The following is a 22940-nucleotide window of genomic DNA, read 5'->3' as shown; positions in this document are numbered from 1 at the left end:
TTTAAAAATTAACTTTTTAACCGCTTACTTATTGCCCTGACTGGGTTTCAGCTTCGTTTAAGAAGACTGGTTTGCCGTGTCAGTGGATGCGCATTATAGGGATGTCAGCCCAGAGCGCAAGTGCTATTTACAAGTATATTCCAATTAACTTAATGACCGCATATTTATCAATCGAAACGGTGATTAATAGCACTCAGACCGCCTCTTTAACAGTCACTACTGGGTTCAAAACACAAAAAAGGGACCTAAGGTCCCTTTTAAAGAAGTGATAATGCCAACTCGTGCTTTATCAATACTGATATTTCTATAGTTCGTGGTCTATATAGGTTTATCTATAAAGCTCTGGATCAATTCAACCGCTTTCTCATCATCCCAGTCTACAAAGGTGCGTACAAAAGCAATTAGTTCACCTTCTTCATTTAAGATAAATGTCGCGGGAATAGTGTCGAGTGGGAACACCTGACCTAGCTGCTGCTTCTCATCATAATAAGACGTGAAACCTTCCATTCCTAACTCTTTAAGGAAAGGCTCAACTTTTTCTTTTCCATCAAGATCGATAGAAATTGGTAAGACTTCGAATTTTGCTTTATCGAACTTAGATGATAAGCGTTCTATTGCAGGTAATTCACGCACACATGGTGGGCACCAAGTCGCCCACATGTTAACCATGATAACCTTGCCTCGATATTGACTGAAGTCCACAGGCTTACCATTGCCATCACTGAACGGAACAACATCGATTGGATAGGTTTCAGGCAATACACTGATAAGGTCTATACTCGACTGAGCAACCCCTTCGTCTTTTTTGTGCATCCCTGGATACGCCATAGCCGCACCGATAGATAATGAAGTGAGTGCTAACAGAGAAACTGTTAGCACTTTAGTCAAACCTTTATTCATTGGTCGTCTCGATTGAGTAACCTGTCTAACTCTTTCTGCTCTTCGGCGCTGATATCTTGCTCTTCGACTTGAGAGATACGCTGTTTACGTACGAAGAAGAAACCGATAAGTAAGCCAACGACTAATAACCCGAAAGGACCTAACCATAAGACATATGTTTTGGGTTCCATTCTCGGCTTATAGAGGACGAAATCACCATAGCGACTAGTCATAAACTCTATCACTTCGTCATAGTCTTTCCCGGCATCAACCATCTGGTAAACTTCGAGACGAAGATCCTGAGCTACCGGCGAATTAGAATCGATTAAATTTTGATTCTGACACTGAGGGCAACGAAGTGAGTGCGCTAGTTCCAGCGCTCGCTTCTGGTTTTCTACTGACTTGAACTCATAGGTATCAACTGGCGTCGCATAAACTGATATCACAGTTAATGACAGGAGTATTGCTCCCATGAGTTTGAATACTGATTTCATCATGAAGCTCCCTCCTGCTTTGCAACGGCTTGCAGCTGTTTAATCATTGGCAGCAATGTCTCATTCCATACGCGCTGATCAATTGGGCCTGCATATCTGAACCTGATGATACCGTTGTGATCAACTAAGAAGCTTTCAGGCGCGCCATAAACACCAAGATCCAGACCGAGACGCCCGTCATGATCGAAAATATTCTTAGTATAGGGATCTCCCTGCCTATTCAATTCTCGAATCGCCAGTGCCCGTTCATCACGGTAATTAATACCATAGATAGGTAAAGTATTCTGTCTTGCAAAACGCATCAGATAAGGGTGCTCGTATTTACACGATGGGCACCATGTCGCCCATACGTTTAATAATGACACTTTACCTTTCAAGGTTTCATTTGTGATTATCTCGCTACTATCTTCCAAACGCTCTAACTGAAAAACCGGGATAGGTTTTCCTTCGAGAGCCGAATCTAATTGTTGTGGGTTGAGGAAGAGTCCCTTATAAAGGAACGCTCCCATACCCATCACTAAGATCAGTGGAATAAATAATACCAGCTTCTTCATACTTGCCCCAATTCAAGTTAGGCCGTAGCCAATTTCTCTTTTTCCGCGTCGAGCTTAGATGTTTGCGGTGCCTTCTTCGTACGATACCGCTTATCCGATGCAGCAAAGAAGCCACCTACCATCATAAAGATGCTTCCGAACCATAACCAACGAACAAATGGCTTATAGTTAATACGTACAGCAAACTCGGTACGACTAATTGGATCGCCCATGGTGACATATAAATCACGGAAGAGTCCCCAGTCGATACCAGCTTCTGTCATGTCCATAGTACGCACATTGTACTGGCGACGATCCGGCTTTAGCAAGGTGATAAATTCACCATCTTTAGACACTTCAATCTGTCCTTGTAAAGCCGTATAGTTTGGTCCAACAACATTCTTAGTTTCGATGTAATTAAAAGTGTAACCTGCCAGCTCTTGGCTAATACCAGGCCCCATGCGTACGCTCTTTTCGATCGAGTAGTTTGAAACAATAGTGCCGCCCACAACCGATACTGCTATGCCTAAGTGAGCAATGATCATACCCAGTTGGCTACGACCCAGTCGAGCCAAACTAAGAGAGCCATCTTTCGACTTAATCAGATCGTATCCCGCTCTAAGTGTCATGAGTGTAACCCAAGTAGCCGTACCGATTCCTAAAACGACCCAGATATTGAACTTACCATCCGCCAGGAATGGCGCCGCGACACCAACAGTAGTAGCAACGGCTGCAGGTACTAAGACTTTCGCTTTCATCGCGCCAGGCTTAGCTTTCTTCCAACGTATATTCGGACCTATGCCCATAAATACGAATAGCACTAGGATGATTGGTACGAACACGGCATTAAAATATGGAGGTCCTACCGAAATTTTACCCATATTCAAAGCATCTATGAGTAGCGGATAGAGGGTACCTAGTAGTACGGTGCCACATGCCACTGTAAGTAGAATATTACAGATAAGCAGCATAGTTTCTTTAGACCATAAATCGAAACGTGCCGGACTCTTCATTTGACTAGCTCTGAAAGCGAATAGTGTCAATGAGCCACCGACAGCCAATCCCAATAACAGCAGAATAAACATGCCTCGACTAGGATCTGCGGCAAAAGAGTGCACCGAAGTAAGCACTCCGGAACGAACAATGAAAGTACCTAACAAACTTAGCGAGAATGCGGTGATAGAGAGTAGTACAGTCCAGTTACGGAAAGCAGCGCGTTTCTCGGTCACGATAACCGAATGAAGCAGTGCAGTGCCGATTAGCCAAGGCATGAATGAAGCATTCTCGACTGGATCCCAGAACCACCAACCGCCCCAACCTAATTCATAATATGCCCACCAAGAACCGAGAGAAATACCACCAGTTAGGAATACCCAAGCAGCCAAAGTCCATGGTCGGCTCCAGCGTGCCCATGCTGAATCAAGACTACCGCCCATTAAGGCTGAAATAGCGAAGGCAAAACTCACAGAGAAGCCTACATAACCAAGATATAGCATAGGAGGGTGGAAAATCAGACCCACGTCTTGCAACATTGGGTTTAGATCACGGCCTTCCATAGGGATCGGGAATAAGCGCTCGAAAGGATTGGAAGTCAAGACCATGAATAATGCAAAACCGATCACGATGAAGGCCAGTACCGATAATACCCTGGCAGTAAACACCTCTTCTAGGCTTTTACTAAAATAGGCAACAGCCGCTGTCCAGCCGGAAAGTGCAAACACCCAGAAGAGTAAAGATCCTTCATGTCCACCCCATACTGCTGCTATCTTAAAGAAGATAGGCAACTGAGAGTTTGAGTGATGCGCTACATAAGCAACTGAAAAGTCATCAACCGCAAAGCTGTAGCCTAGTACAATAACGGATAGGAAGATAAAGAAGAACATACCGTAAGTTAGTGGCCAAGCATAGCGCACTAGGTATTGGTCTTTGCGTGCAACACCAATTAAAGGAACGCTAGCTAAAAGGAAGGCAAAAGCCAAACCGATTATCAGCGATAGGTGTCCTAATTCTGGGATCATGAGTTTTCCTCAGTACTTTAGATTATTTGTTAAGCTTACGCCCAATTCAATCACTCAACATACTTAAGCAAGTAATAATTTAGCTGCCTAAGGTTTAAAATTTGAGTCATTTTAGTATTTGCTGTTGTATCTGTCTGCTTCTTTCGTACAAATATGGGTGACCAGTCGCATTTATTGGCTAATCATCAAGTCTGTAACAGATGTAAAATGAACCTGATTCTATGATCAGACCCTTATGTGAAACTTAAGTTTCAGCCTCTTTTAAAAAATAGAATCGAACTGTGAACCAGTGCCCAACTATCACTATTTACCTGACTCATCTCCTTATATTACTGTTCAATGAATAATCTTTACGTATAATCCTATCCCTAGCCCAGCGGTTGATCCGCTTTTTATAACTAATGTGAAAAAGAAATAATGACCACTCTCTGGATTTTTATTGCGCTTTTTGTGTTAGTCAGCCTAGTGCTGATTTGGTTTCCTCATTTTCGTCAGCATAAGATGTTGCAGACGGAAGAAGCAGGTGTTCGTAAACAAACTAACCTTGAGCTGTTTAACAATCGTCTCATCATTCTAGAGAACGAACTAGAAGAAGAGCTTCTTGATCAACAGGAGTTCGACGTACTTAAGAAAGAGTTAGAGATAAGTCTGCTTCAGGATATGAAGCAAGGTGAAGATGAATCTCTGGTCAACAAAATTAAGCCAAAAGGTTTGATATGGCCTACCTTAATGTCTGTGGTCATTATAGGTCTTTCTGGTTATTTCTATGCCACACTTGGAGCCTACGCTAAATTAGATCAGCCAGCTCCAGCAAGTCCACATGCAGGAATGGATGCCGAGCAAATAATGCAGCAGCGTCTAGAGATGATGGAAGCTCAAGTGAAATCTGAGCCTGAAAATAGTCAGCTTCTCTTTAGTCTTGGCCACATATATATATCTGCGAGTCGTTATAACGATGCTATAGCAACCTTTGATCAAGCTATGGAGCTCGTTGGTACACATGCCGAGTTATTGGGTCCAAAAGCAACCGCCATGTATTACAGGGCGAATCAACAGATGACACCTGCCATCCAGGCTATTATCGATCAATCTTTAGCGCTCGACCCAGAAGATCCTTCGACTCTGTTGCTTAAAGGTATGGACGCTTTCTTTACGGCTCATTATCAAATTGCCATCGATGCTTGGCAAGTCATACTCGATAGCGAAAGAAAAGATGTCGATCGAAGTGCAATCATCAATGCTATCGATAGTGCCAGGATGAGAATTCAGGCCGAGACAAGTGAGATACCTGATGACGCAGCACACGCAAGTGTAAAAGCTACGACTAAAAGCGTTAACGTTGAAGTTTCTGTATCTGATGAGCTAGCGGCCCAAGTGGCTAGTTCAGATATGCTGTTCATCTTTGCCCGTAGTACTGAAGGCCCGAAAGTCCCTCTAGCGGCGATTAAGGTCTCGGCTAAATCACTACCAACCACTATCACCTTAGATGATAGTACTTCTATGGGTGGCGATGTGAAACTGAGTGGGGCTAAGAATGTCGAGATTATCGCAGTCCTCTCTAAGCATGGTAGCGTGAAACCGCAGTCTGGTGATCTTCAAGGTCGGCTTGCCATGGTGAAAGTGGGTGATACCGTCCAGCTTGTCATAGATACGCAAGTTAAATAGCGACATAAAAATTGAAGTGGGTCTGCAAACGCAGACCCTTTTTATTGCCTGATGTTCCGCTACGATTAACTAGAAAAGACAGACATAAAAAAACCGGCTAATTGCCGGTTTTTTTATGCTCAACTCTCGAGCTAGATAAAGATTACTTAGACATGTACTCGATAGCGTTCTTGTAATCTTCATCGGTACAATCAGTACACATGCCACCTGGTGGCATTGCGCCTTTACCAGTTTTGATTGTAGATACTAATGTATCCATTCCTTGAGCAAGACGTGGCTCCCAAGCAGCAGCATCATGTGATTTGGGAGCGCCAGCGACACCCATGCTGTGGCATATGTGGCATGCCTTGTCGTATACAGCCTTACCTTCTTGTGCAAATGCGTTTGCAGACAAAGTCAAAGCAGCGACCGCAGTCATAGCTAACAATTTTTTCATGTTCGATGTTCCTAATGCAAGTTCTAACAAAGCTCAACGCCACCCTTATTACTCTCATCAATGAGTAAGGCAGACTATTTTTATACCTGCTCTAGAATACATTAAACTTCAACAAAACTCACCTTTTTGTGATTCCTATCAAAGCTTGGACACTATAAACACAACTAATAGCACAAATTAGATATTATATTAGCAAGGGTTAAAAAATGTTTATTGAGAAAAAGAAAAAGTTCAAAAATTCTGTTAAAAGGTTTCAATTATTGGAAGCACATCAAATTGCTGACACATAGAGCAAAGCAGTACTAAACCCCCTATTGTGATTGTGTTAGGATCCCTTGTGATTACTTAAGGCTTGATGTAGAGGACTCAGTGGTAGAACAGATGACAAAGACCCTAATTTCAGCCAAGGAATTGACCTGCATTCGTGAGGAGCGCATCTTATTCGATGAGCTTTGTTTCGACATTACTGAAGGTGAGATCGTTCAAATTGAAGGTCCTAATGGCTCTGGTAAAACCAGTCTACTTAGGATTCTCGCAGGACTTTCACGCCCCTACGCAGGCGATGTTCATTATAAGAATCAAAATATAAATCGTTATAGAGACGAATATAATGAGGACCTGCTCTACATAGGTCACCTCGCAGGTGTTAAGAGTGAATTAACCGCAGAGGAAAATCTTAACTTCAATTTAAGCATTAGTGGTTATAATGATTTCAATACTCAAGATATTCTCGCCAAAGTAAATCTAGCAGGCTTCGAAGAAGCACTCGCAGGACACCTTTCAGCCGGGCAACATAGACGTACGGCCTTGGCTCGACTCTGGCATACCGATTGTAAAATTTGGTTGTTAGACGAACCTTTTACCGCTATCGACAAGAAAGGTGTCGAAGAACTTGAGTATCTATTCCTTGAACACGCTAAACGTGGTGGATGTGTCATCTTGACGACACATCAAGATATGGGAATTATCGGAGACGATATTCTGCGAAAGATTAGCCTTGAATATCGCTTTGTATAAAGGTCAAAAAATGAAAAAAGGCATCAGCTTCAGACAAGCATTTTTTACACTACTAAAACGCGATCTACAGATTGCAATTCGTCATAAGGGCGACATATTTAATCCACTATTGTTTTTTATCTTGATAGTCACCTTATTTCCATTGGCTATAGGACCCGAACCGAAAATATTATCTCGAGTCGCCCCAGGCATTATTTGGGTCGCGGCCTTGCTAGCCTCTATGCTGTCCCTAGAGAGGTTGTTTAAGGCCGATTATGTCGACGGTAGTCTTGAACAGATGCTGCTCAGCCCACAACCTTTGCCTTTGATGGTTCTGGCAAAAGTGCTCGCTCATTGGATATTAACCGGAGTACCACTAATTCTGGTCGCGCCGCTTTTAGCCGTATTACTTCATTTAGACGCTAATAGCTACGGCGCGCTGATGGCAACCTTAGCCTTAGGGACACCGGTGTTAAGTTTACTCGGGGCTATTGGCGTCGCGTTAACCGTAGGACTACATAAAGGAGGAGTGCTACTTAGCTTACTCATCTTACCTTTATATATTCCAGTATTAATCTTTGCCACGACAGCCATAGACGCTGCCGGGTTAAATCTACCTTATGATGGCCATCTCGCTATAATTGCAGCGATGTTGGTCGGTTCATTAACGTTAGCACCATTCGCAATTGGTGCATCTTTAAGAGTGAGTACTAACTGATATGTGGAAATGGCTACATAGTTACGCGGATCCAGAACGAGCGTATAACCTTTCTGGAAAACTCCTCCCTTGGTTCGCTATGTTAGCGATTGCGCTGATCGGTATAGGATCAGTGTGGGGATTAGCTTTTGCACCAAGTGATTATCAACAAGGTGACAGTTACCGGATCATCTTCATCCATGTTCCTGCAGCCTCTATGTCTATGGCCGCATATATGGGCATGGCAACGTCTGCATTTATCGGCCTGGTATGGCAGATAAAATCGGCAGACTGGGCCGCTGCAGCCATTGCACCAATAGGAGCCGTGATCACCTTTATCGCCTTAGTCACTGGCGCTACCTGGGGTAAGCCTATGTGGGGAACTTGGTGGGTATGGGATGCACGTTTGACAGCCGAACTGGTCCTCTTGTTTCTTTATCTGGGTGTTATTGCACTTTACGCCTCTTTTGAAGATAAGGTATTAGCTGCACGAGCCGCCGGTATTTTAGCTATAGTCGGTGTGATTAACATCCCGATTATTAAATACTCAGTTGAATGGTGGAGCTCACTGCATCAACCATCGACGATTAGAATTACAGAAAAATCGACTATGCCTACTGAGATGCTGTATCCATTGCTAATAAACATCTTAGGTTTCGGCCTAATGATAGGCGCTATAACCTTAATCCGTTTTAGATCTGAGGTTTTGGCACGCAACAGTATGCGACCTTGGGTTCGTACTCTAGCTAAAGCCCAAGGAGTTAAATAATGCAATTTGATTCATTGAGTGATTTTTTAAATATGGGTGGCTACGCCTTCTATGTGTGGCTAGCTTATGGTGTGACATTTGGTTCTTTAGGGATACTTGTCATACAGAGCATGGGACAGAAACGTAAAGTGTTGACTGAAATAGCAAAAAAGATTCAGCGAGAAGAACGCCTCAAAGAAAACCGGAGTAATAAATAGTGAACACAAGACGTAAAAAAAGACTCGCTCTAGCAGTAGCCTTAATTGGTGGTGTAGCCGCAATAGCATCACTATTACTGTACGCATTGAACTCTAACTTAAACCTTTTCTACACTCCGACAGAAATAGTACAAGGCAAAAAAGACACCGGCGTGTTACCTGAAATAGGCCAGCGCATACGCGTCGGCGGTATGGTGACTATGGGCTCTATGGTAAGAGATCCTGAAAGCTTACATGTTGAATTTGCCATCCATGATTCCTTAGGCGGTGAGATCATAGTAACTTATGACGATCTACTACCAGATCTTTTCCGTGAAGGCCAAGGCATCGTCGCTCAGGGTGTACTAATAGAAGGTGGCAAATTGCAGGCAACTGAAGTACTCGCTAAGCATGATGAGAACTACATGCCTCCAGAAGTAGCCGAAGCTATGGGACAGACCCATGAGAAGCTAGATTACAAAACAGAGCAAAAAAGCGGTTACTAAGACTTGCTGATTGAAAGGGCCTCTAACGAGGCCTTTTTTATACCTCTAAAACACCGTTAGAGAATAAATAGACTATAACTAGGTATATGCCTAGGAGATACTCAAGATGCGCCTGACAGTGCTCTTATTGCTTGTGATATATATCCTAGCTAGAGGAGAAGCCACTGCGGCATCGATTCTAATTATTGAGAGCTACCATAAAGAGTATGCTTGGGATGAAAGCTATAATCGTGGCATAAAGTCGATTGTTGATGAGAGCAACACCTTTTCACATTTCTACATGAATACCAAAACTATCCCTACTGAACAGTTTCCAAAGCAAGCCAGCTTAGCCTGGCAGGTATACATCGAACAAAAACCTGACCTGGTGGTACTCTGCGATGACAACGCGATAAGCCTATTATCCCAGAAATTTGGACAGACTGATGTACCAGTTGTCTTTCTGGGACTCAATAGCAACCCTAGAGATTATGGTTTGACTAAGCTGTCAAACTTTACCGGCGTACTGGAGCGACCGATATTTAAACGTTCGATTATTCTAGCCGATCAAATATTGCCTAAAAAATCAGACAGAAAAATACTTGTAGTATTTGATGACAGTGAAACCTCTAAGGCCTCTATCGAGCCGATAAGCCCAAAGTTGAGCACTATAAACATAGGCAAGATTAGTGTTGATTTCAGGCTGTTGAATAAATTTGTTGAATGGCAGCAGGCTGTCAGTAGCGCAAAAGAAGGTGGCTATGATGCGATCTTTGTCGGTCTCTATCACACCTTGCTAGATGCTGATAATCGGCACGTCTCCCCCGATGAAGTGATCCTTTGGACAAAGGAAAATTCTCCCCTACCCCACTTCGGTTTTTGGGATTTTTCAATCGGTGCACAGAGAAATATTGGCGGTTACGTCTTAGATGGCTATCTTCATGGCCAGCTAGCAGGGCAACTTATCTCACAGATCTTACAAGGCAAGAATCCAGATGATCTAACTTACGAATTCGATAGGAAAGGCAGCTATCTATTTAGCTTAGAAGGCCTTAAACGATGGCAACTAGTTTTACCCCCGAGAGTAAAAACCCAGAGTCACTGGACAAAATAAAGATATAAAAAAAGCCGGGCAAGCCCGGCTTTTTTGCAATGAAACCCTTAATTACTCAGCGTCGTCAGCTTCAACAGCTTCTGCAGCTTCAGGGCGACCTACTAGTTCAATATACGCCATAGGCGCTTTATCACCAGTACGTAGACCGCACTTAAGGATGCGGGTATATCCACCAGGACGTTCCTGATAGCGTGGACCCAATTCATTAAATAACTTACCTACGACTTCAGCGTCGCGAGTACGAGCAAATGCCAAACGGCGATTTGCAACGCTATCACTCTTAGCAAGCGTTATTAGAGGTTCAACTACGCGACGCAGTTCTTTCGCTTTAGCTACAGTAGTCTTGATCACTTCGTGACGGACTAAAGAGCTTGCCATGTTACGAAACATAGCTTGGCGATGACTGCTGTTACGGTTTAGTTGACGACCACTCTTACGATGGCGCATGACCTAATCCTTATTACCTTATCTGTACAAAATCTGGAGTTAAAGGTCGTCGACTAGGCTGGCTGGAGGCCAGTTTTCTAGACGCATACCCAACGACAGTCCGCGAGAAGCCAAAACATCCTTAATTTCAGTAAGAGATTTCTTACCTAGGTTAGGTGTTTTAAGCAGCTCAACTTCAGTGCGCTGAACCAGATCTCCGATATAATGAATCGCCTCAGCCTTCAAACAGTTAGCTGAACGTACAGTTAGCTCTAAATCGTCCACAGGACGCAACAGAATCGGATCGAATTCCGGCTTCTCTTCTTTCTGCTCTGGCTCAGTGACATCGCGAAGCTCCACAAACGCATCTAGCTGTTCAGCCAAGATGGTTGCAGCACGACGGATAGCTTCCTCAGGATCGAGAGTACCGTTTGTGGTCATATCGATAACGAGTTTATCTAAGTCAGTGCGCTGTTCAACACGTGCAGCTTCTACATTGTAGGCTATACGAGCGACAGGCGAGAAAGAAGCATCCACCAACAGGCGACCAATAGGACGATCATCGTCTTCGGTTTGTGCACGGGCAGAAGCCGGTACATAACCACGACCACGTTCTACACGGATACGCATGCTGATTTCATTGTTACCTGTCAAATGACAGACAACATGCTCAGGATTCATGATTGTAACATCACCATCATGGGTGATATCTGCTGCAGTAACAGGGCCTGCGCCTGACTTACTTAAAGTAAGCATAGCTTCGTCTTTCCCTTCGATCACTACTGCTAAACCTTTAAGGTTTAGTAGGATCTCAAGGATATCCTCTTGCACGCCTTCCTTGCTACTGTATTCATGCAGTACACCATCAATCTCTACTTCGGTTACCGCGCAGCCTGGCATAGACGACAATAGGATACGACGCAACGCGTTACCTAAAGTGTGACCGAAACCACGTTCAAGCGGCTCAAGTGTAACTTTGGCACGTGTTGGATTAACCTGCTCGATATCAACGAGACGCGGTCTAAGAAATTCTGTAACAGAACCCTGCATTGTGTCCTCTCTTTTGTGTTAACTTTACTTAGAGTAAAGTTCGACGATAAGCTGTTCGTTAATTTCCGCAGATAAATCACTACGCTCAGGTAGACGCTTGAAAGCACCTTCCATCTTAGTGTTATCAACTTCAACCCATGTTGGCTTTTCGCGTTGAGAAGCAACTTCCAAAGCAGCTACGATACGCGCTTGCTTCTTAGACTTCTCACGAATGCTAATTACATCATTCGCAGACACTTTGAATGATGGAATGTTAACAACGCTGCCATTAACCATAATTGACTTATGGCTAACTAACTGACGAGATTCAGCGCGTGTAGCACCAAAACCCATACGGTAAACAACGTTATCAAGACGGGTTTCTAAAAGAGTAAGCAGGTTCTCACCTGTGTTACCTTTTTGACGTGCAGCGTCTTTGTAGTAGTTACGGAATTGCTTTTCTAGCACACCGTAAGTACGACGAACTTTTTGTTTCTCGCGTAGCTGAACGCCATACTCAGACAGACGGGTCTTACGAGCGCCGTGTTGTCCAGGTGCAGTATCAAGCTTACACTTCGAATCGATTGCTCTCACGCCGCTTTTTAGGAAAAGGTCTGTACCTTCTCTGCGGCTGAGCTTGAGCTTTGGACCCAAGTATCTTGCCATGTTCTTTCTCCAACTATCCTATTTAAAAACGACGAATTAAACGCGACGTTTCTTAGGAGGACGACAACCATTATGAGGGATAGGCGTCACATCGGTAATGTTAGTTATCTTATAACCAACCGAATTCAGTGCACGAATCGCAGATTCGCGTCCTGGACCTGGACCCTTTACAAAAACTTCAAGGTTTTTAACACCGTAATCCTGAGCGGCAACACCTGCACGCTCAGCAGCAACCTGTGCAGCAAAAGGAGTAGATTTACGTGAACCACGGAAACCTGAACCACCTGAAGTTGCCCAAGACAGTGCATTACCTTGACGATCAGTAATGGTAATAATTGTGTTGTTGAAAGACGCATGGATATGAGCCATACCATCAGCAACCTGTTTACGTACACGCTTACGCGGAGAACGTGACGGACTTTTAGCCATATTGGATTACCCCGTTACTTTCTGATTGGTTTACGTGGACCTTTACGCGTACGCGCATTAGTCTTAGTACGTTGCCCACGAAGGGGCAGGCTACGACGGTGACGTATTCCACGGTAACAACCAAGGTCCATAAGACGCTTGATGTTCATAGAAACTTCACGACGCAAATCACCTTCTACTGTGTATTCGGCAACTGCTTCACGTAGTATATCAATTTGAGCTTCGCTCAATTCCTTGATCTTAGCTTCTTCAGCAATTGAAGTAGCCGCGCAGATTGCTCTAGCGCGAGTACGGCCAATGCCGAAGATTCCAGTCAATGCAATGACTGTGTGCTTCTGATCAGGAATGTTAATGCCAGCGATACGGGCCACTATGCACTCCTCAATAGTTAATGGTCATCTGTGAAAAGCCCGGTAGGATACTCGACAGACGACAGTTTTGCAAATAATATTTTGCTCAGCCCGGACAGGGCTGAGCAAATGTTTTAGCCTTGACGCTGTTTGTGTTTAGGTTCAACACAAAGTACGCGTACAACGCCCTTACGCTTGACGATCTTACAATTACGACAGATCCTCTTAACGGAAGCTCGAACTTTCATTTCATCACTCCGTAAAAGCTAGCTTAGCGTCCAAAGCGATCTAAATTCGCTTTGTTAACCAGATTAGCTTTCTTCATAACAGACTCATATTGATGAGACATCATATGGGTCTGAACTTGAGCCATGAAGTCCATGATTACGACTACCATAATAAGTAGTGAAGTACCGCCAAAATAGAACTGTACTTGCCACGTAATTAACATGAACTCCGGAATTAAACAGATAAAAGTAATGTACAAGGCGCCTGCTAATGTCAGGCGAGTCATTACTTTATCAATGTAACGCGAAGTCTGTTCTCCAGGACGGATCCCAGGAATAAACGCACCACTTTTCTTCAAGTTATCAGCCGTCTCGCGAGGGTTAAACACCAACGCGGTATAGAAGAAACAGAAGAAAATAATTGCCGTTGCATACAATAATGAGTAAAGCGGCTGTCCCGGTGACACGGCCAGAGCAAAATCACTCAACCATGAAAGGGACTCATTTTGACCAAACCACTGAGCCAGTGTACCTGGAAACAAAATGATGCTTGACGCAAAAATTGGTGGTATCACACCAGCCATATTAACCTTAAGCGGTAAATGTGTGCTTTGTGCAGCAAAAACCTTACGGCCCTGCTGACGCTTAGCATAGTTAACGACGATACGACGCTGACCACGTTCCACAAATACAACAAAAAAGGTTACAGCAAATACGATAACTACAATCAACAATAATACCAGCACGCTCAAGTCACCTTGACGCGCCTGCTCAGCCGTTTGGCCGATAGCAGATGGTAGACCAGCGACAATACCTGCGAAAATTAATATCGAGATACCGTTACCTATGCCTCGTTCGGTAATCTGCTCACCTAACCACATGAGGAACATAGTTCCCGTGACTAGACTCACAACAGCAACGAAGTAAAAACTAAACCCTAGATTTACAACTAAACCTGGGATCAAGTTAGGTAGACCCGTTGCGATACCGATTGCCTGGAATGTACCCAGGACCAATGTGCCGTATCGTGTATATTGACTGATCTTCTTACGTCCTGATTCGCCTTCCTTCTTGAGTTCAGCGAGTGCAGGATGTACCACAGTCAATAACTGCATTATGATTGATGCCGAGATGTACGGCATAATACCTAATGCAAAGATAGAAGCACGTTCAAGAGCACCACCAGAGAACATGTTAAACATGCCTAAGATGGTACCCTTCTGCTGATTGAACAGCTCTGCTAATACAGCAGCGTCAATACCAGGAATTGGTACAAACGAACCGGCTCTAAAGACGATAATCGCACCAATCACGAACAGGAGGCGAGTCTTCAGTTCAGAAAATCCACCTTTCGCGCTTTTTAAATTAAGTCCTGGTTTTGCCATCGACGTATTATTCCTCGATCTTTCCGCCGGCAGCTTCTATAGCTGCACGAGCACCTTTGGTTGCCTTCAGACCTTTAACGGTCACTGGGCGCTCAATGGTACCTGAAAGAACGATTTTAGCAAACTGAATGTTGCGAGTGACAAGATTTGCATCTTTCAACGCATTCAAGTCGACAACATCACCGTTAACTTTTGCAAGTTCGCTGATACGAACTTCCGCAGTTACCAAAGCCTTACGCGAGGTAAAACCAAATTTAGGCAGACGGATCTTAAGCGGCATTTGACCACCTTCGAAACCGATGCGTACGCCGCCACCTGAACGAGACTTCTGACCCTTGTGGCCGCGACCACAAGTTTTACCAGTGCCTGAACCGATACCGCGACCTACACGCTTAGCTGCTGATTTAGCACCTGCAGCAGGTGATAGAGTATTTAGACGCATCTTATACTTCCTCCACCGAAACCATGTAGTAAACCTTGTTAACCATACCGCGAACTGAAGGAGTATCTTCAAGTTCAACAGTGTGGTTAATACGGCGTAAACCTAGACCAGTCAAAGTTGCACGATGCTTAGGCAAACGTCCAATTGAACTTTTAGTCTGAGTAACTTTTAATGTTTTCTTAGCCATGGTGCATTAACCTCGAATTTCATTAACATTGAGGCCGCGCTTAGCTGCAATTTGTGCTGGTGACTTCATCAGTACCAACGCATTTACAGTCGCACGAACAACGTTAATCGGGTTAGTTGAACCGTATGCTTTCGACAGAACGTTATGTACGCCTGCTACTTCCAATACGGCACGCATTGCGCCACCGGCAATAATACCGGTACCGTCAGAGGCTGGTTGCATGTAAACACGCGAACCAGTATGACGACCCTTTACAGGGTGGTGCAGAGTACCATTGATCAATTCAACAGAAACGATGTTACGACGAGCTTTTTCCATCGCTTTCTGAATTGCAGCAGGCACTTCACGCGCTTTACCATAACCAAAACCGACCTTACCATTACCATCACCGACTACAGTTAGTGCAGTGAAGCTAAAGATACGTCCGCCTTTAACTACTTTAGAAACACGATTTACTGCAACTAATTTCTCTTGCAGATCGTCTTTTTGCTGAGCTTCAAATTTAGCCATTTTTCATCATTCCTTAGAACTTGAGGCCAGCTTCACGAGCGGCGTCTGCTAATGCAGCTACACGTCCGTGATACTTGAAACCGGAACGATCGAATGCAACTACAGTCACGCCTTTTTCGATAGCACGCTCAGCAAGGGTTTTACCCACTACTTTAGCCGCATCTACGTTGCCTGTGTACTTTAGCTGCTCTGATACTGCTTTCTCAGCAGTAGAAGCTGACGCCAAAACCTGTGAATCAGGGCTGATTACCTGAGCATAGGTGTGACGTGGTGTACGATGTACAACCAGACGGTTAACGCCCAGCTCTTGGATCTTCTTACGGGCGCGTAATGCGCGGCGTAAGCGAGATGTTTTCTTATCCATATCGCGTTACCTACTTCTTCTTAGCCTCTTTACGACGTACTTGCTCGTCGGTATAACGTACACCCTTGCCCTTATAAGGCTCTGGTGGACGATATCCGCGAATCTCAGCTGCTACTTGACCAACTAACTGCTTATCTGTACCCGTAAGTACGATTTCAGTTTGTGAAGGACAGGCTGCTGTTACGCCGTCAGGGAGTTTGTGTAAAACAGGGTGTGAGAAACCTAAAGTCAGATCGATATCTTTACCGACAAGCTTTGCTCGGTAACCAACACCAACTAGAGTTAGCTTTTTCTCAAAACCAGCTGTTACACCAACAACCATATTATTGATTAAAGCTCGAGCTGTACCTGCTTGAGCGTTATTTTTAACGCCTTCAACAGAACTACACTTGATTTCGTTGTTTTCAACAACAACAGAAACATCAGTGTTAATCACTCGAGTCAAACTACCTTTAGTACCTTTTACGGTGATAGTTTGTTCGTTTAAAGTCACTTCTACGTCTGCAGGGATAGCGACTGGTGCTTTTGCGACACGAGACATTTGCTAGCTCCTTATGCTACGTAGCAGATAACTTCCCCACCCATGCCATTTTGGCGGGCGGTACGATCAGTCATCAAACCTTTAGAAGTGGATACAATTGCGACACCCAGTCCGCCCATAACCCTTGGAAGTTCGTCTTTACCTTTGTAAATACGAAGACCAGGACGGCTGACGCGCTGGATAGTCTCAACGACTGGTTGACCTTGGAAATACTTAAGAGTGATTTCTAGAGTCGGTTTGACTTCATCTGCTACGGCGTAGTCAGTGATATAACCTTCTTCTTTAAGTGTCTGTGCAATAGCAACTTTCAACTTATTAGAAGGCATAGATACTGATACTTTGTTAGCAGCTTGGCCATTACGAATACGTGTTAACATATCCGCTATAGGATCTTGCATGCTCATATTAGCTTACTCCGTGACAAGTGCTTACCAGCTGGCCTTGCGTAGACCAGGAACTTCACCGCGCATAGTTGCTTCACGTAATTTGATACGGCTAAGGCCGAATTTACGTAAAAAACCATGTGGGCGACCAGTTTGACTACAGCGATTACGCTGACGCGCAGCGCTAGAGTCACGTGGTAGACCTTGCAACTTAAGAACGGCATCCCAACGATCTTCATCAGATGTAGTCGGGCTACTAATGATAGCCTTAAGAGCTTGACGCTTTTCAGCGAACTTAGCCACGAGCTTGGCACGTTTTACTTCACGTGCTTTCATTGAACTTTTTGCCATTTCGCTACCCTTATTTCTTGAATGGGAAGTTAAAGCCTTCAAGCAAAGCTCGGCCTTCTTCATCATTCTTCGCTGAAGTAGTGATCACAACATCCATACCACGGATTTTATCGATTTTATCGTACTCGATTTCCGGGAAGATAATCTGCTCACGTACACCCATCGCATAGTTACCACGGCCATCGAACGACTTAGCGCTCATGCCACGGAAATCACGGATACGCGGGATTGCGATTTCAACTAAACGCTCTAAGAATTCCCACATACGCTCACCGCGCAGTGTAACCTTACAGCCTATCGGGTAGCCATCACGGATTTTAAAACCAGCCACTGACTTACGTGCTACAGTCACTACTGGCTTTTGACCAGCAATAGCAGTCATATCACGGAGCGCATGCTCCATAACTTTCTTATCTGCTACAGCTTCGCCAACACCCATGTTTAGGGTGATTTTCTCAATCCGAGGGACTTGCATGACACTGGTGTAACCAAACTTTTTGACAAGTTCAGGACTCACAGTCTCTTGATATTTATCATGCAGTTTCGCCATCGTTTACTCCAATTACTTAATGAGTTCACTGTTCGACTTAAAGAAACGGACTTTTTTGCCGTCTTCAAATCGGAAACCAACGCGATCAGCTTTGCCAGTGGCAGAGTTGAAAAGCGCTACGTTTGATGTTTGTATCGGTGCTTCTTTCTCAACAATACCACCAGTCACACCCAGTTGAGGGTTAGGCTTCTGGTGTTTCTTGACAAGATTAATGCCTTCAACAATTAATTTACCAGTAGTAAGAACCTGAGAAACTTTTGCACGTTTCCCTTTATCTTTACCTGCTAGTACTATTACTTCGTCTTCACGACGGATTTTAGCTGCCATTTGAAGCTCCTTTACAGTACTTCTGGTGCCAGAGAAACAATTTTCATAAATTGTTCGTTACGCAATTCACGCGTCACTGGGCCAAAGATACGAGTACCAATCGGTGCATTGTTTGCATTAAGCAAAACAGCTGCGTTCCGATCGAAGCGAATGACAGATCCGTCTGGACGACGAACGCCTTTCTTAGTACGAACCACAACCGCTGTATAAACATCACCTTTCTTCGCTTTACCGCGAGGAATAGCTTCTTTAACAGAAACCTTAATGATGTCGCCGATACCGGCATAACGACGGTGAGATCCACCTAAGACCTTAATACACTGAACTCTACGAGCGCCACTATTACAGGCTACATCTAGAGTAGATTGCATTTGGATCATTGTAAATGCTCCGCTAAACGTTACTTCACATCCCTAATTGGGACTACTATTTCGCCACTTTTCGACTAACATTTAGTCTAAAAAGGCGCGCAAGTATACCACCCGATTTTGGGAATAGATAGTGTTAAAATAAAAACGGCTCCTATAGCAGGAGCCGTTTAACTAAACCTAAAATAAATTAGGCCTTTGTTACTACTTCAACCAGAGTCCAAGACTTAGTCTTAGACAGAGGACGACATTCGCTAATAGTTACGAGATCGCCTTCATTACACTGGTTTGTTTCGTCGTGTGCATGGATCTTAGTAGTGCGCTTAAGGTACTTCCCGTATAAAGGATGCTTAACCTTACGCTCAATAGCTACAGTGATAGACTTGTCCATCTTGTTGCTAAGTACACGACCCTGCAAAGTACGGATTTTATCAGACATTACGCACCCGCCTTAGAAGTAATAATGGTCTTAACGCGCGCAACATTGCGACGCACGATTTTCAGCTGATGAGTCTGAGTCAACTGACCAGTTGCGTGTTGCATGCGCAGATTAAACTGCTCACGCAGCAGACCAAGCAGTTCAGCGTTCAATTCTTCAACGCTCTTTTCTGTTAGTTCGCTCGCTTTCATTACATCACCGACTTAGTTACGAAGGTCGTTTTAAGAGGTAGCTTAGCGGCAGCAAGAGCGAAAGCTTCACGAGCTAGCTCCTCTGAAACACCATCCATCTCATAAAGAACCTTACCTGGTTGAATCTGGCAAACCCAGTATTCAACGTTACCCTTACCTTTACCCATACGCACTTCAAGAGGCTTAGAGGTGATCGGCTTATCAGGGAAAACGCGGATCCAGATCTGACCTTGACGTTTAATGTGACGTGTCATTGCACGACGCGCAGCTTCGATTTGACGAGCAGTTAGACGACCACGTCCAACAGCCTTTAAACCGAAATCACCGAAGCTCACTTCAGTGCCGTTCGCAAGACCACGGTTGCGGCCTTTGAACATTTTGCGAAACTTAGTTCGTTTTGGTTGCAGCATTGCCAGCTCTCCTATTTACCGCGAGGCTTACGCTTCGGCTGCTGTTTCGGCTCTTCATGTGCAGGTACGATTCCGTCTAGAACTTCACCTTTGAAGACCCAAACTTTAACGCCGATCACACCGTATTGGGTATGACTTTCTGCTGTTGAATAGTCGATATCAGCACGAAGTGTATGTAGAGGTACGCGACCTTCACGATACCACTCATAACGCGCTATTTCAGCTCCGCCTAAACGGCCACTAACTTGAACCTTGATACCTTTAGCGCCAAGACGCATTGCATTTTGTACCGCGCGCTTCATAGCACGACGGAACATAACACGACGCTCTAGCTGCGAAGCGATGCCATCGGCAACAAGCTTAGCATCTAGCTCAGGCTTACGGATCTCAGCGATGTTAATCTGAGCTGGAATACCAGTTAGCTTAGCAACTGCGTTGCGTAGCTTCTCAACGTCTTCGCCTTTCTTCCCAATCACAACACCTGGACGGGCAGTGTGAATAGTAACGCGAACACTCTTTGCTGGACGCTCGATAACTATCTTAGATACTGATGCTTGCTTAAGTTTCTTTTCTAGAAACTTACGCACTTCCCAGTCACTGTTCAAGTTGTTGGCATAGTCTGACTTGTCAGCGTACCAGGTCGAGATCCAAGGCTTAGTGATACCCAGACGGATACCATTAGGATGTACTTTCTGTCCCATTGCTAACTCCTAGCGATCTGATACAACCACAGTAATGTGGCTGGTACGCTTGATTATACGATCAGCACGGCCTTTGGCACGTGGCATGATACGCTTCATAGTTGGACCTTCATCGATCATAATCGCTCCAACTCGTAATTCGTCAATGTCAGCACCTTCATTGTGCTCAGCATTAGCGATTGCAGAGTCCAGTACTTTTTTAACAAGTACTGCAGCTTTTTTAGGGCTGAAAGTTAATATTTCGAGAGCCTTAGCAACAGGCAGTCCACGGATTTGATCTGCAACCAAACGACACTTTTGAGGCGACGTACGGGCAAAACGATGTTTAGCTAAAACTTCCATCTTATTCCTCCCGTATTAACGCTTCTTCGCTTTCTTATCAGCAGCATGGCCGCGATAAGTGCGAGTTGGTGAAAATTCACCAAGCTTGTGGCCGATCATTTCGTCAGTTACGAACACAGGTACGTGCTGACGACCATTATGGACAGCGATGGTCAAACCTATCATGTTAGGTATGATCATAGAGCGACGAGACCAAGTCTTAATAGGCTTCTTGTCTCCCGCTTCCATCGCTTTCTCTACCTTCTTCAGCAAGTGCAGGTCAATGAATGGACCTTTCTTGAGAGAACGTGGCATGGCGAATCCTCTTACTTTTTATTGCGACGACGTACAATGTACTTGTCGGTGCGTTTGTTACTACGAGTCTTATAACCCTTAGTTGGGACACCCGTTGGGGATACTGGATGACGGCCACCCGAAGTACGGCCTTCACCACCACCATGGGGATGATCTACTGGGTTCATTGCAACACCACGCACTGTTGGGCGTATGCCTCTCCAGCGGTTAGCACCTGCTTTACCTAACTGGCGTAGCATGTGTTCGGCATTACCAACTTCACCTAGAGTCGCGCGGCAATCTACTGGTACTTTACGCATTTCGCCAGAGCGAAGACGTAGAGTAGCGTAGGCGCCATCACGAGCTACAACTTGTACATAAGTACCTGCTGAACGAGCGATCTGAGCACCTTTACCAGGTTTCATCTCGACTGCGTGTACAACACTACCTATAGGCATGTTGCGTAATGGCAAAGTGTTACCCACTTTGATTTCAGCATCGATACCTGACTGGATCTTATCACCAGCTTGCATGCCTTTAGCAGCAAGGATATAACGACGCTCACCATCAGCATACAAAACAAGTGCGATGTTAGCTGTGCGGTTTGGATCATATTCCAAACGCTCAACTTTTGCAGGGATACCGTCTTTATTGCGTTTAAAGTCAATAATACGGTAATGCTGCTTGTGTCCACCACCTATGTGACGAACAGTGATACGACCCGTATTGTTACGGCCACCACTTTTAGATTTCTTAGCCAGCAAGGCTGCAAAAGGTTTACCCTTGTGCAGGTCCTTGTTCACCACTTTTACTAAGTGGCGACGACCTGGAGAGGTAGGCTTACACTTAACAATTGCCATGATAATTCTCCTTTGCTTACTCAGCGCCGACGAAATCGATGTCAGCACCTTCAGCTAAAGTTACATAGGCTTTTTTCCAATCTACACGACGACCCATACGGGCACCGGTACGCTTGGTTTTGCCTTTGTTAACTAGAGTGCGAACTGAATCAACTTCAACTTCGAACAACTTAGCGACTGCAGCTTTAATTTCAGCTTTAGTGGCGTCGATAGCTACACGGAAAACTACCGTGTTGTTATTTTCTGCACAAACAGTACTCTTTTCAGAGATATGTGGTGCAAGAATAACTTTTAGCAAACGTTCTTCGCTTATCATCCCAGCATCTCCTCGATTTGCTTAACAGCATCGGCAGTTACTAGTACTTTGTTGAATGCGATAAGACTTACTGGATCGATGCCAGCTACGTCACGCACGTCAACTTTGTACAAGTTGCGAGCTGCCAAGAACAAGTTCTCGTCAATTTCTGGAGTAACAATCAACACATCTTCCAGGTTCATAGCAGCCAATTTAGCTTTCAGCTCTTTAGTTTTAGGAGCTTCAACACTAAACGACTCAACCACGATTAGACGGTCTTGACGTACCAACTCAGAGAAAATGCTTTTCAGCGCTCCGCGGTACATCTTCTTGTTAACTTTTTGGCTATGATCTTGTGTTTTAGCAGCGAATGTTACGCCACCGCCACGCCAGATTGGGCCTTTAACAGTACCGGCACGTGCTCGGCCAGTACCTTTTTGGCGCCATGGCTTTTTGCCAGAACCAATTACTTCTGCGCGAGTCTTCTGAGCACGAGTGCCCTGACGCGCATTTGCAGCATATGCTACAACTACCTGATGAACCAGTGCTTCATTAAAGTCACGGCCGAAGGTAGTTTCGGAAACTTCCAGAGCACTTTGTGCGTCTTTCAATACCAATTCCATTACTATCTC

General features: G+C 44.6%; 38 protein-coding genes. 7 read left to right on the top strand and 31 right to left on the bottom strand.

Annotated features, from left to right (window positions below; all coding sequences use genetic code 11):
* Positions 1–318 precede the first annotated feature (318 nt).
* Genes FS373_RS30940 through FS373_RS30925 form a run of 4 tightly spaced genes read right to left on the bottom strand, consistent with a single transcriptional unit; the run spans position 319 to position 3924 of the window.
* On the bottom strand, positions 319–900 hold the full coding sequence (locus FS373_RS30940) for a TlpA disulfide reductase family protein (RefSeq protein WP_152831471.1): 582 nt from the start codon (positions 898–900) through the stop codon (positions 319–321).
* Positions 897–1376 carry a heme lyase NrfEFG subunit NrfF gene (gene nrfF / locus FS373_RS30935; RefSeq protein ID WP_144048488.1) on the bottom strand — a complete coding sequence of 160 codons (480 nt, stop codon included), beginning with the start codon at positions 1374–1376 and terminating at the stop codon, positions 897–899. Before nrfF ends, FS373_RS30940 begins: the two co-directional genes overlap by 4 nt.
* The gene (locus tag FS373_RS30930) at positions 1373–1927 is read right to left on the bottom strand and encodes a DsbE family thiol:disulfide interchange protein (protein ID WP_144048489.1); all 555 of its coding nucleotides are present in this window, start codon (positions 1925–1927) and stop codon (positions 1373–1375) included. The genes nrfF and FS373_RS30930 overlap by 4 nt, the downstream gene beginning before the upstream one ends.
* Before the next feature lie 17 nt (positions 1928–1944).
* Positions 1945–3924 (bottom strand): heme lyase CcmF/NrfE family subunit, encoded by a 1980-nt coding sequence (locus FS373_RS30925; protein WP_144048490.1) that lies wholly within the window; start codon positions 3922–3924, stop codon positions 1945–1947.
* 417 nt (positions 3925–4341) lie between these two features.
* Between FS373_RS30925 and ccmI the strand changes: the two genes are divergently transcribed.
* Positions 4342–5589: a c-type cytochrome biogenesis protein CcmI gene (ccmI, locus tag FS373_RS30920; RefSeq protein ID WP_144048491.1), complete on the top strand. Its 1248-nt coding sequence runs from the start codon at positions 4342–4344 to the stop codon at positions 5587–5589.
* 142 nt (positions 5590–5731) lie between these two features.
* Here ccmI and FS373_RS30915 read toward each other — a convergent pair whose 3' ends face one another.
* Positions 5732–6025 carry a c-type cytochrome gene (locus FS373_RS30915; protein WP_144048492.1) on the bottom strand — a complete coding sequence of 98 codons (294 nt, stop codon included), beginning with the start codon at positions 6023–6025 and terminating at the stop codon, positions 5732–5734.
* A gap of 381 nt (positions 6026–6406) precedes the next feature.
* Here FS373_RS30915 and ccmA point away from each other — a divergent pair, with 381 nt between their 5' ends.
* The 6 genes from ccmA to FS373_RS30885 all read left to right on the top strand — a co-directional run bounded on the left by ccmA (position 6407) and on the right by FS373_RS30885 (position 10262).
* Positions 6407–7042 (top strand): cytochrome c biogenesis heme-transporting ATPase CcmA, encoded by a 636-nt coding sequence (ccmA, locus tag FS373_RS30910; RefSeq protein ID WP_144048493.1) that lies wholly within the window; start codon positions 6407–6409, stop codon positions 7040–7042.
* A 10-nt stretch (positions 7043–7052) separates the two neighbouring features.
* Positions 7053–7739 (top strand): heme exporter protein CcmB, encoded by a 687-nt coding sequence (gene ccmB / locus FS373_RS30905; RefSeq protein WP_144048494.1) that lies wholly within the window; start codon positions 7053–7055, stop codon positions 7737–7739.
* 1 nt (position 7740) lies between these two features.
* A complete protein-coding gene (locus FS373_RS30900; protein ID WP_144048495.1) occupies positions 7741–8487 on the top strand; it encodes a heme ABC transporter permease in 747 nt (248 codons plus the stop codon).
* Positions 8487–8684 carry a heme exporter protein CcmD gene (gene ccmD / locus FS373_RS30895; RefSeq protein ID WP_112351047.1) on the top strand — a complete coding sequence of 66 codons (198 nt, stop codon included), beginning with the start codon at positions 8487–8489 and terminating at the stop codon, positions 8682–8684. The genes FS373_RS30900 and ccmD overlap by 1 nt, the downstream gene beginning before the upstream one ends.
* Complete coding sequence (gene ccmE, locus FS373_RS30890; protein ID WP_144048496.1) at positions 8684–9169, top strand: cytochrome c maturation protein CcmE; 486 nt, start codon at positions 8684–8686, stop codon at positions 9167–9169. Before ccmD ends, ccmE begins: the two co-directional genes overlap by 1 nt.
* A 106-nt stretch (positions 9170–9275) precedes the next feature.
* Complete coding sequence (locus FS373_RS30885) at positions 9276–10262, top strand: ABC transporter substrate-binding protein (protein ID WP_152831469.1); 987 nt, start codon at positions 9276–9278, stop codon at positions 10260–10262.
* A 51-nt stretch (positions 10263–10313) separates the two neighbouring features.
* On the opposite strand, the gene rplQ is transcribed toward FS373_RS30885, so the two are convergent.
* From rplQ to rplD, 26 genes are all read right to left on the bottom strand, one after another.
* Positions 10314–10709: a 50S ribosomal protein L17 gene (rplQ, locus tag FS373_RS30880; RefSeq protein ID WP_005502465.1), complete on the bottom strand. Its 396-nt coding sequence runs from the start codon at positions 10707–10709 to the stop codon at positions 10314–10316.
* A gap of 39 nt (positions 10710–10748) precedes the next feature.
* A complete protein-coding gene (locus FS373_RS30875) occupies positions 10749–11738 on the bottom strand; it encodes a DNA-directed RNA polymerase subunit alpha (protein WP_013053398.1) in 990 nt (329 codons plus the stop codon).
* Between the two features lie 24 nt (positions 11739–11762).
* On the bottom strand, positions 11763–12383 hold the full coding sequence (rpsD, locus tag FS373_RS30870) for a 30S ribosomal protein S4 (protein WP_144048498.1): 621 nt from the start codon (positions 12381–12383) through the stop codon (positions 11763–11765).
* A 36-nt stretch (positions 12384–12419) separates the two neighbouring features.
* Positions 12420–12812 (bottom strand): 30S ribosomal protein S11, encoded by a 393-nt coding sequence (gene rpsK, locus FS373_RS30865; RefSeq protein ID WP_012327241.1) that lies wholly within the window; start codon positions 12810–12812, stop codon positions 12420–12422.
* Positions 12813–12826: 14 nt separating this feature from the next.
* Positions 12827–13183, bottom strand: a complete 357-nt coding sequence (gene rpsM / locus FS373_RS30860; protein WP_144048499.1) for a 30S ribosomal protein S13 — start codon at positions 13181–13183, stop codon at positions 12827–12829.
* 113 nt (positions 13184–13296) lie between these two features.
* The gene (rpmJ, locus tag FS373_RS30855; protein ID WP_013053401.1) at positions 13297–13410 is read right to left on the bottom strand and encodes a 50S ribosomal protein L36; all 114 of its coding nucleotides are present in this window, start codon (positions 13408–13410) and stop codon (positions 13297–13299) included.
* 23 nt (positions 13411–13433) lie between these two features.
* Positions 13434–14774, bottom strand: coding sequence for a preprotein translocase subunit SecY (gene secY / locus FS373_RS30850; protein WP_144048500.1), 1341 nt, complete (start codon positions 14772–14774; stop codon positions 13434–13436).
* Positions 14775–14781: 7 nt separating this feature from the next.
* Complete coding sequence (rplO, locus tag FS373_RS30845; protein ID WP_005503661.1) at positions 14782–15216, bottom strand: 50S ribosomal protein L15; 435 nt, start codon at positions 15214–15216, stop codon at positions 14782–14784.
* Between the two features lies 1 nt (position 15217).
* Positions 15218–15403 (bottom strand): 50S ribosomal protein L30, encoded by a 186-nt coding sequence (gene rpmD, locus FS373_RS30840; protein WP_005503660.1) that lies wholly within the window; start codon positions 15401–15403, stop codon positions 15218–15220.
* Between the two features lie 6 nt (positions 15404–15409).
* Positions 15410–15913: a 30S ribosomal protein S5 gene (gene rpsE / locus FS373_RS30835; protein ID WP_144048501.1), complete on the bottom strand. Its 504-nt coding sequence runs from the start codon at positions 15911–15913 to the stop codon at positions 15410–15412.
* Positions 15914–15926: 13 nt separating this feature from the next.
* Positions 15927–16277, bottom strand: a complete 351-nt coding sequence (gene rplR / locus FS373_RS30830; RefSeq protein ID WP_144048502.1) for a 50S ribosomal protein L18 — start codon at positions 16275–16277, stop codon at positions 15927–15929.
* A 10-nt stretch (positions 16278–16287) separates the two neighbouring features.
* Positions 16288–16818: a 50S ribosomal protein L6 gene (rplF, locus tag FS373_RS30825; RefSeq protein ID WP_144048503.1), complete on the bottom strand. Its 531-nt coding sequence runs from the start codon at positions 16816–16818 to the stop codon at positions 16288–16290.
* 11 nt (positions 16819–16829) lie between these two features.
* Complete coding sequence (rpsH, locus tag FS373_RS30820) at positions 16830–17222, bottom strand: 30S ribosomal protein S8 (protein WP_144048504.1); 393 nt, start codon at positions 17220–17222, stop codon at positions 16830–16832.
* A gap of 24 nt (positions 17223–17246) precedes the next feature.
* Positions 17247–17552, bottom strand: coding sequence for a 30S ribosomal protein S14 (gene rpsN / locus FS373_RS30815; protein ID WP_144048505.1), 306 nt, complete (start codon positions 17550–17552; stop codon positions 17247–17249).
* Between the two features lie 10 nt (positions 17553–17562).
* Complete coding sequence (gene rplE / locus FS373_RS30810) at positions 17563–18102, bottom strand: 50S ribosomal protein L5 (RefSeq protein ID WP_144048506.1); 540 nt, start codon at positions 18100–18102, stop codon at positions 17563–17565.
* 12 nt (positions 18103–18114) lie between these two features.
* Positions 18115–18429, bottom strand: a complete 315-nt coding sequence (rplX, locus tag FS373_RS30805) for a 50S ribosomal protein L24 (protein ID WP_152831467.1) — start codon at positions 18427–18429, stop codon at positions 18115–18117.
* An 11-nt stretch (positions 18430–18440) separates the two neighbouring features.
* Positions 18441–18809, bottom strand: a complete 369-nt coding sequence (rplN, locus tag FS373_RS30800; protein WP_013053412.1) for a 50S ribosomal protein L14 — start codon at positions 18807–18809, stop codon at positions 18441–18443.
* 178 nt (positions 18810–18987) lie between these two features.
* Positions 18988–19236, bottom strand: a complete 249-nt coding sequence (gene rpsQ, locus FS373_RS30795; protein WP_144048507.1) for a 30S ribosomal protein S17 — start codon at positions 19234–19236, stop codon at positions 18988–18990.
* Positions 19236–19427, bottom strand: coding sequence for a 50S ribosomal protein L29 (gene rpmC / locus FS373_RS30790; protein WP_005503550.1), 192 nt, complete (start codon positions 19425–19427; stop codon positions 19236–19238). Before rpmC ends, rpsQ begins: the two co-directional genes overlap by 1 nt.
* Complete coding sequence (gene rplP, locus FS373_RS30785) at positions 19427–19837, bottom strand: 50S ribosomal protein L16 (RefSeq protein ID WP_076416790.1); 411 nt, start codon at positions 19835–19837, stop codon at positions 19427–19429. Before rplP ends, rpmC begins: the two co-directional genes overlap by 1 nt.
* A gap of 11 nt (positions 19838–19848) precedes the next feature.
* Positions 19849–20538, bottom strand: coding sequence for a 30S ribosomal protein S3 (gene rpsC / locus FS373_RS30780; protein WP_144048508.1), 690 nt, complete (start codon positions 20536–20538; stop codon positions 19849–19851).
* A 9-nt stretch (positions 20539–20547) separates the two neighbouring features.
* The gene (gene rplV / locus FS373_RS30775) at positions 20548–20880 is read right to left on the bottom strand and encodes a 50S ribosomal protein L22 (RefSeq protein ID WP_012144645.1); all 333 of its coding nucleotides are present in this window, start codon (positions 20878–20880) and stop codon (positions 20548–20550) included.
* A 15-nt stretch (positions 20881–20895) separates the two neighbouring features.
* Positions 20896–21174, bottom strand: coding sequence for a 30S ribosomal protein S19 (gene rpsS / locus FS373_RS30770; RefSeq protein WP_006083596.1), 279 nt, complete (start codon positions 21172–21174; stop codon positions 20896–20898).
* Positions 21175–21185: 11 nt separating this feature from the next.
* Entirely contained in the window at positions 21186–22013 is an 828-nt protein-coding gene (gene rplB / locus FS373_RS30765; protein ID WP_152831465.1) for a 50S ribosomal protein L2, read from the bottom strand.
* Positions 22014–22029: 16 nt separating this feature from the next.
* Positions 22030–22329 carry a 50S ribosomal protein L23 gene (gene rplW / locus FS373_RS30760; protein WP_076416786.1) on the bottom strand — a complete coding sequence of 100 codons (300 nt, stop codon included), beginning with the start codon at positions 22327–22329 and terminating at the stop codon, positions 22030–22032.
* Entirely contained in the window at positions 22326–22931 is a 606-nt protein-coding gene (gene rplD / locus FS373_RS30755; protein ID WP_144048510.1) for a 50S ribosomal protein L4, read from the bottom strand. The genes rplW and rplD overlap by 4 nt, the downstream gene beginning before the upstream one ends.
* Between the last annotated feature and the right edge of the window lie 9 nt (positions 22932–22940).

It is taken from the genome of Shewanella sp. YLB-07, from assembly GCF_009377275.1.
This window is presented reverse-complemented; position numbering and strand designations above follow the sequence as displayed.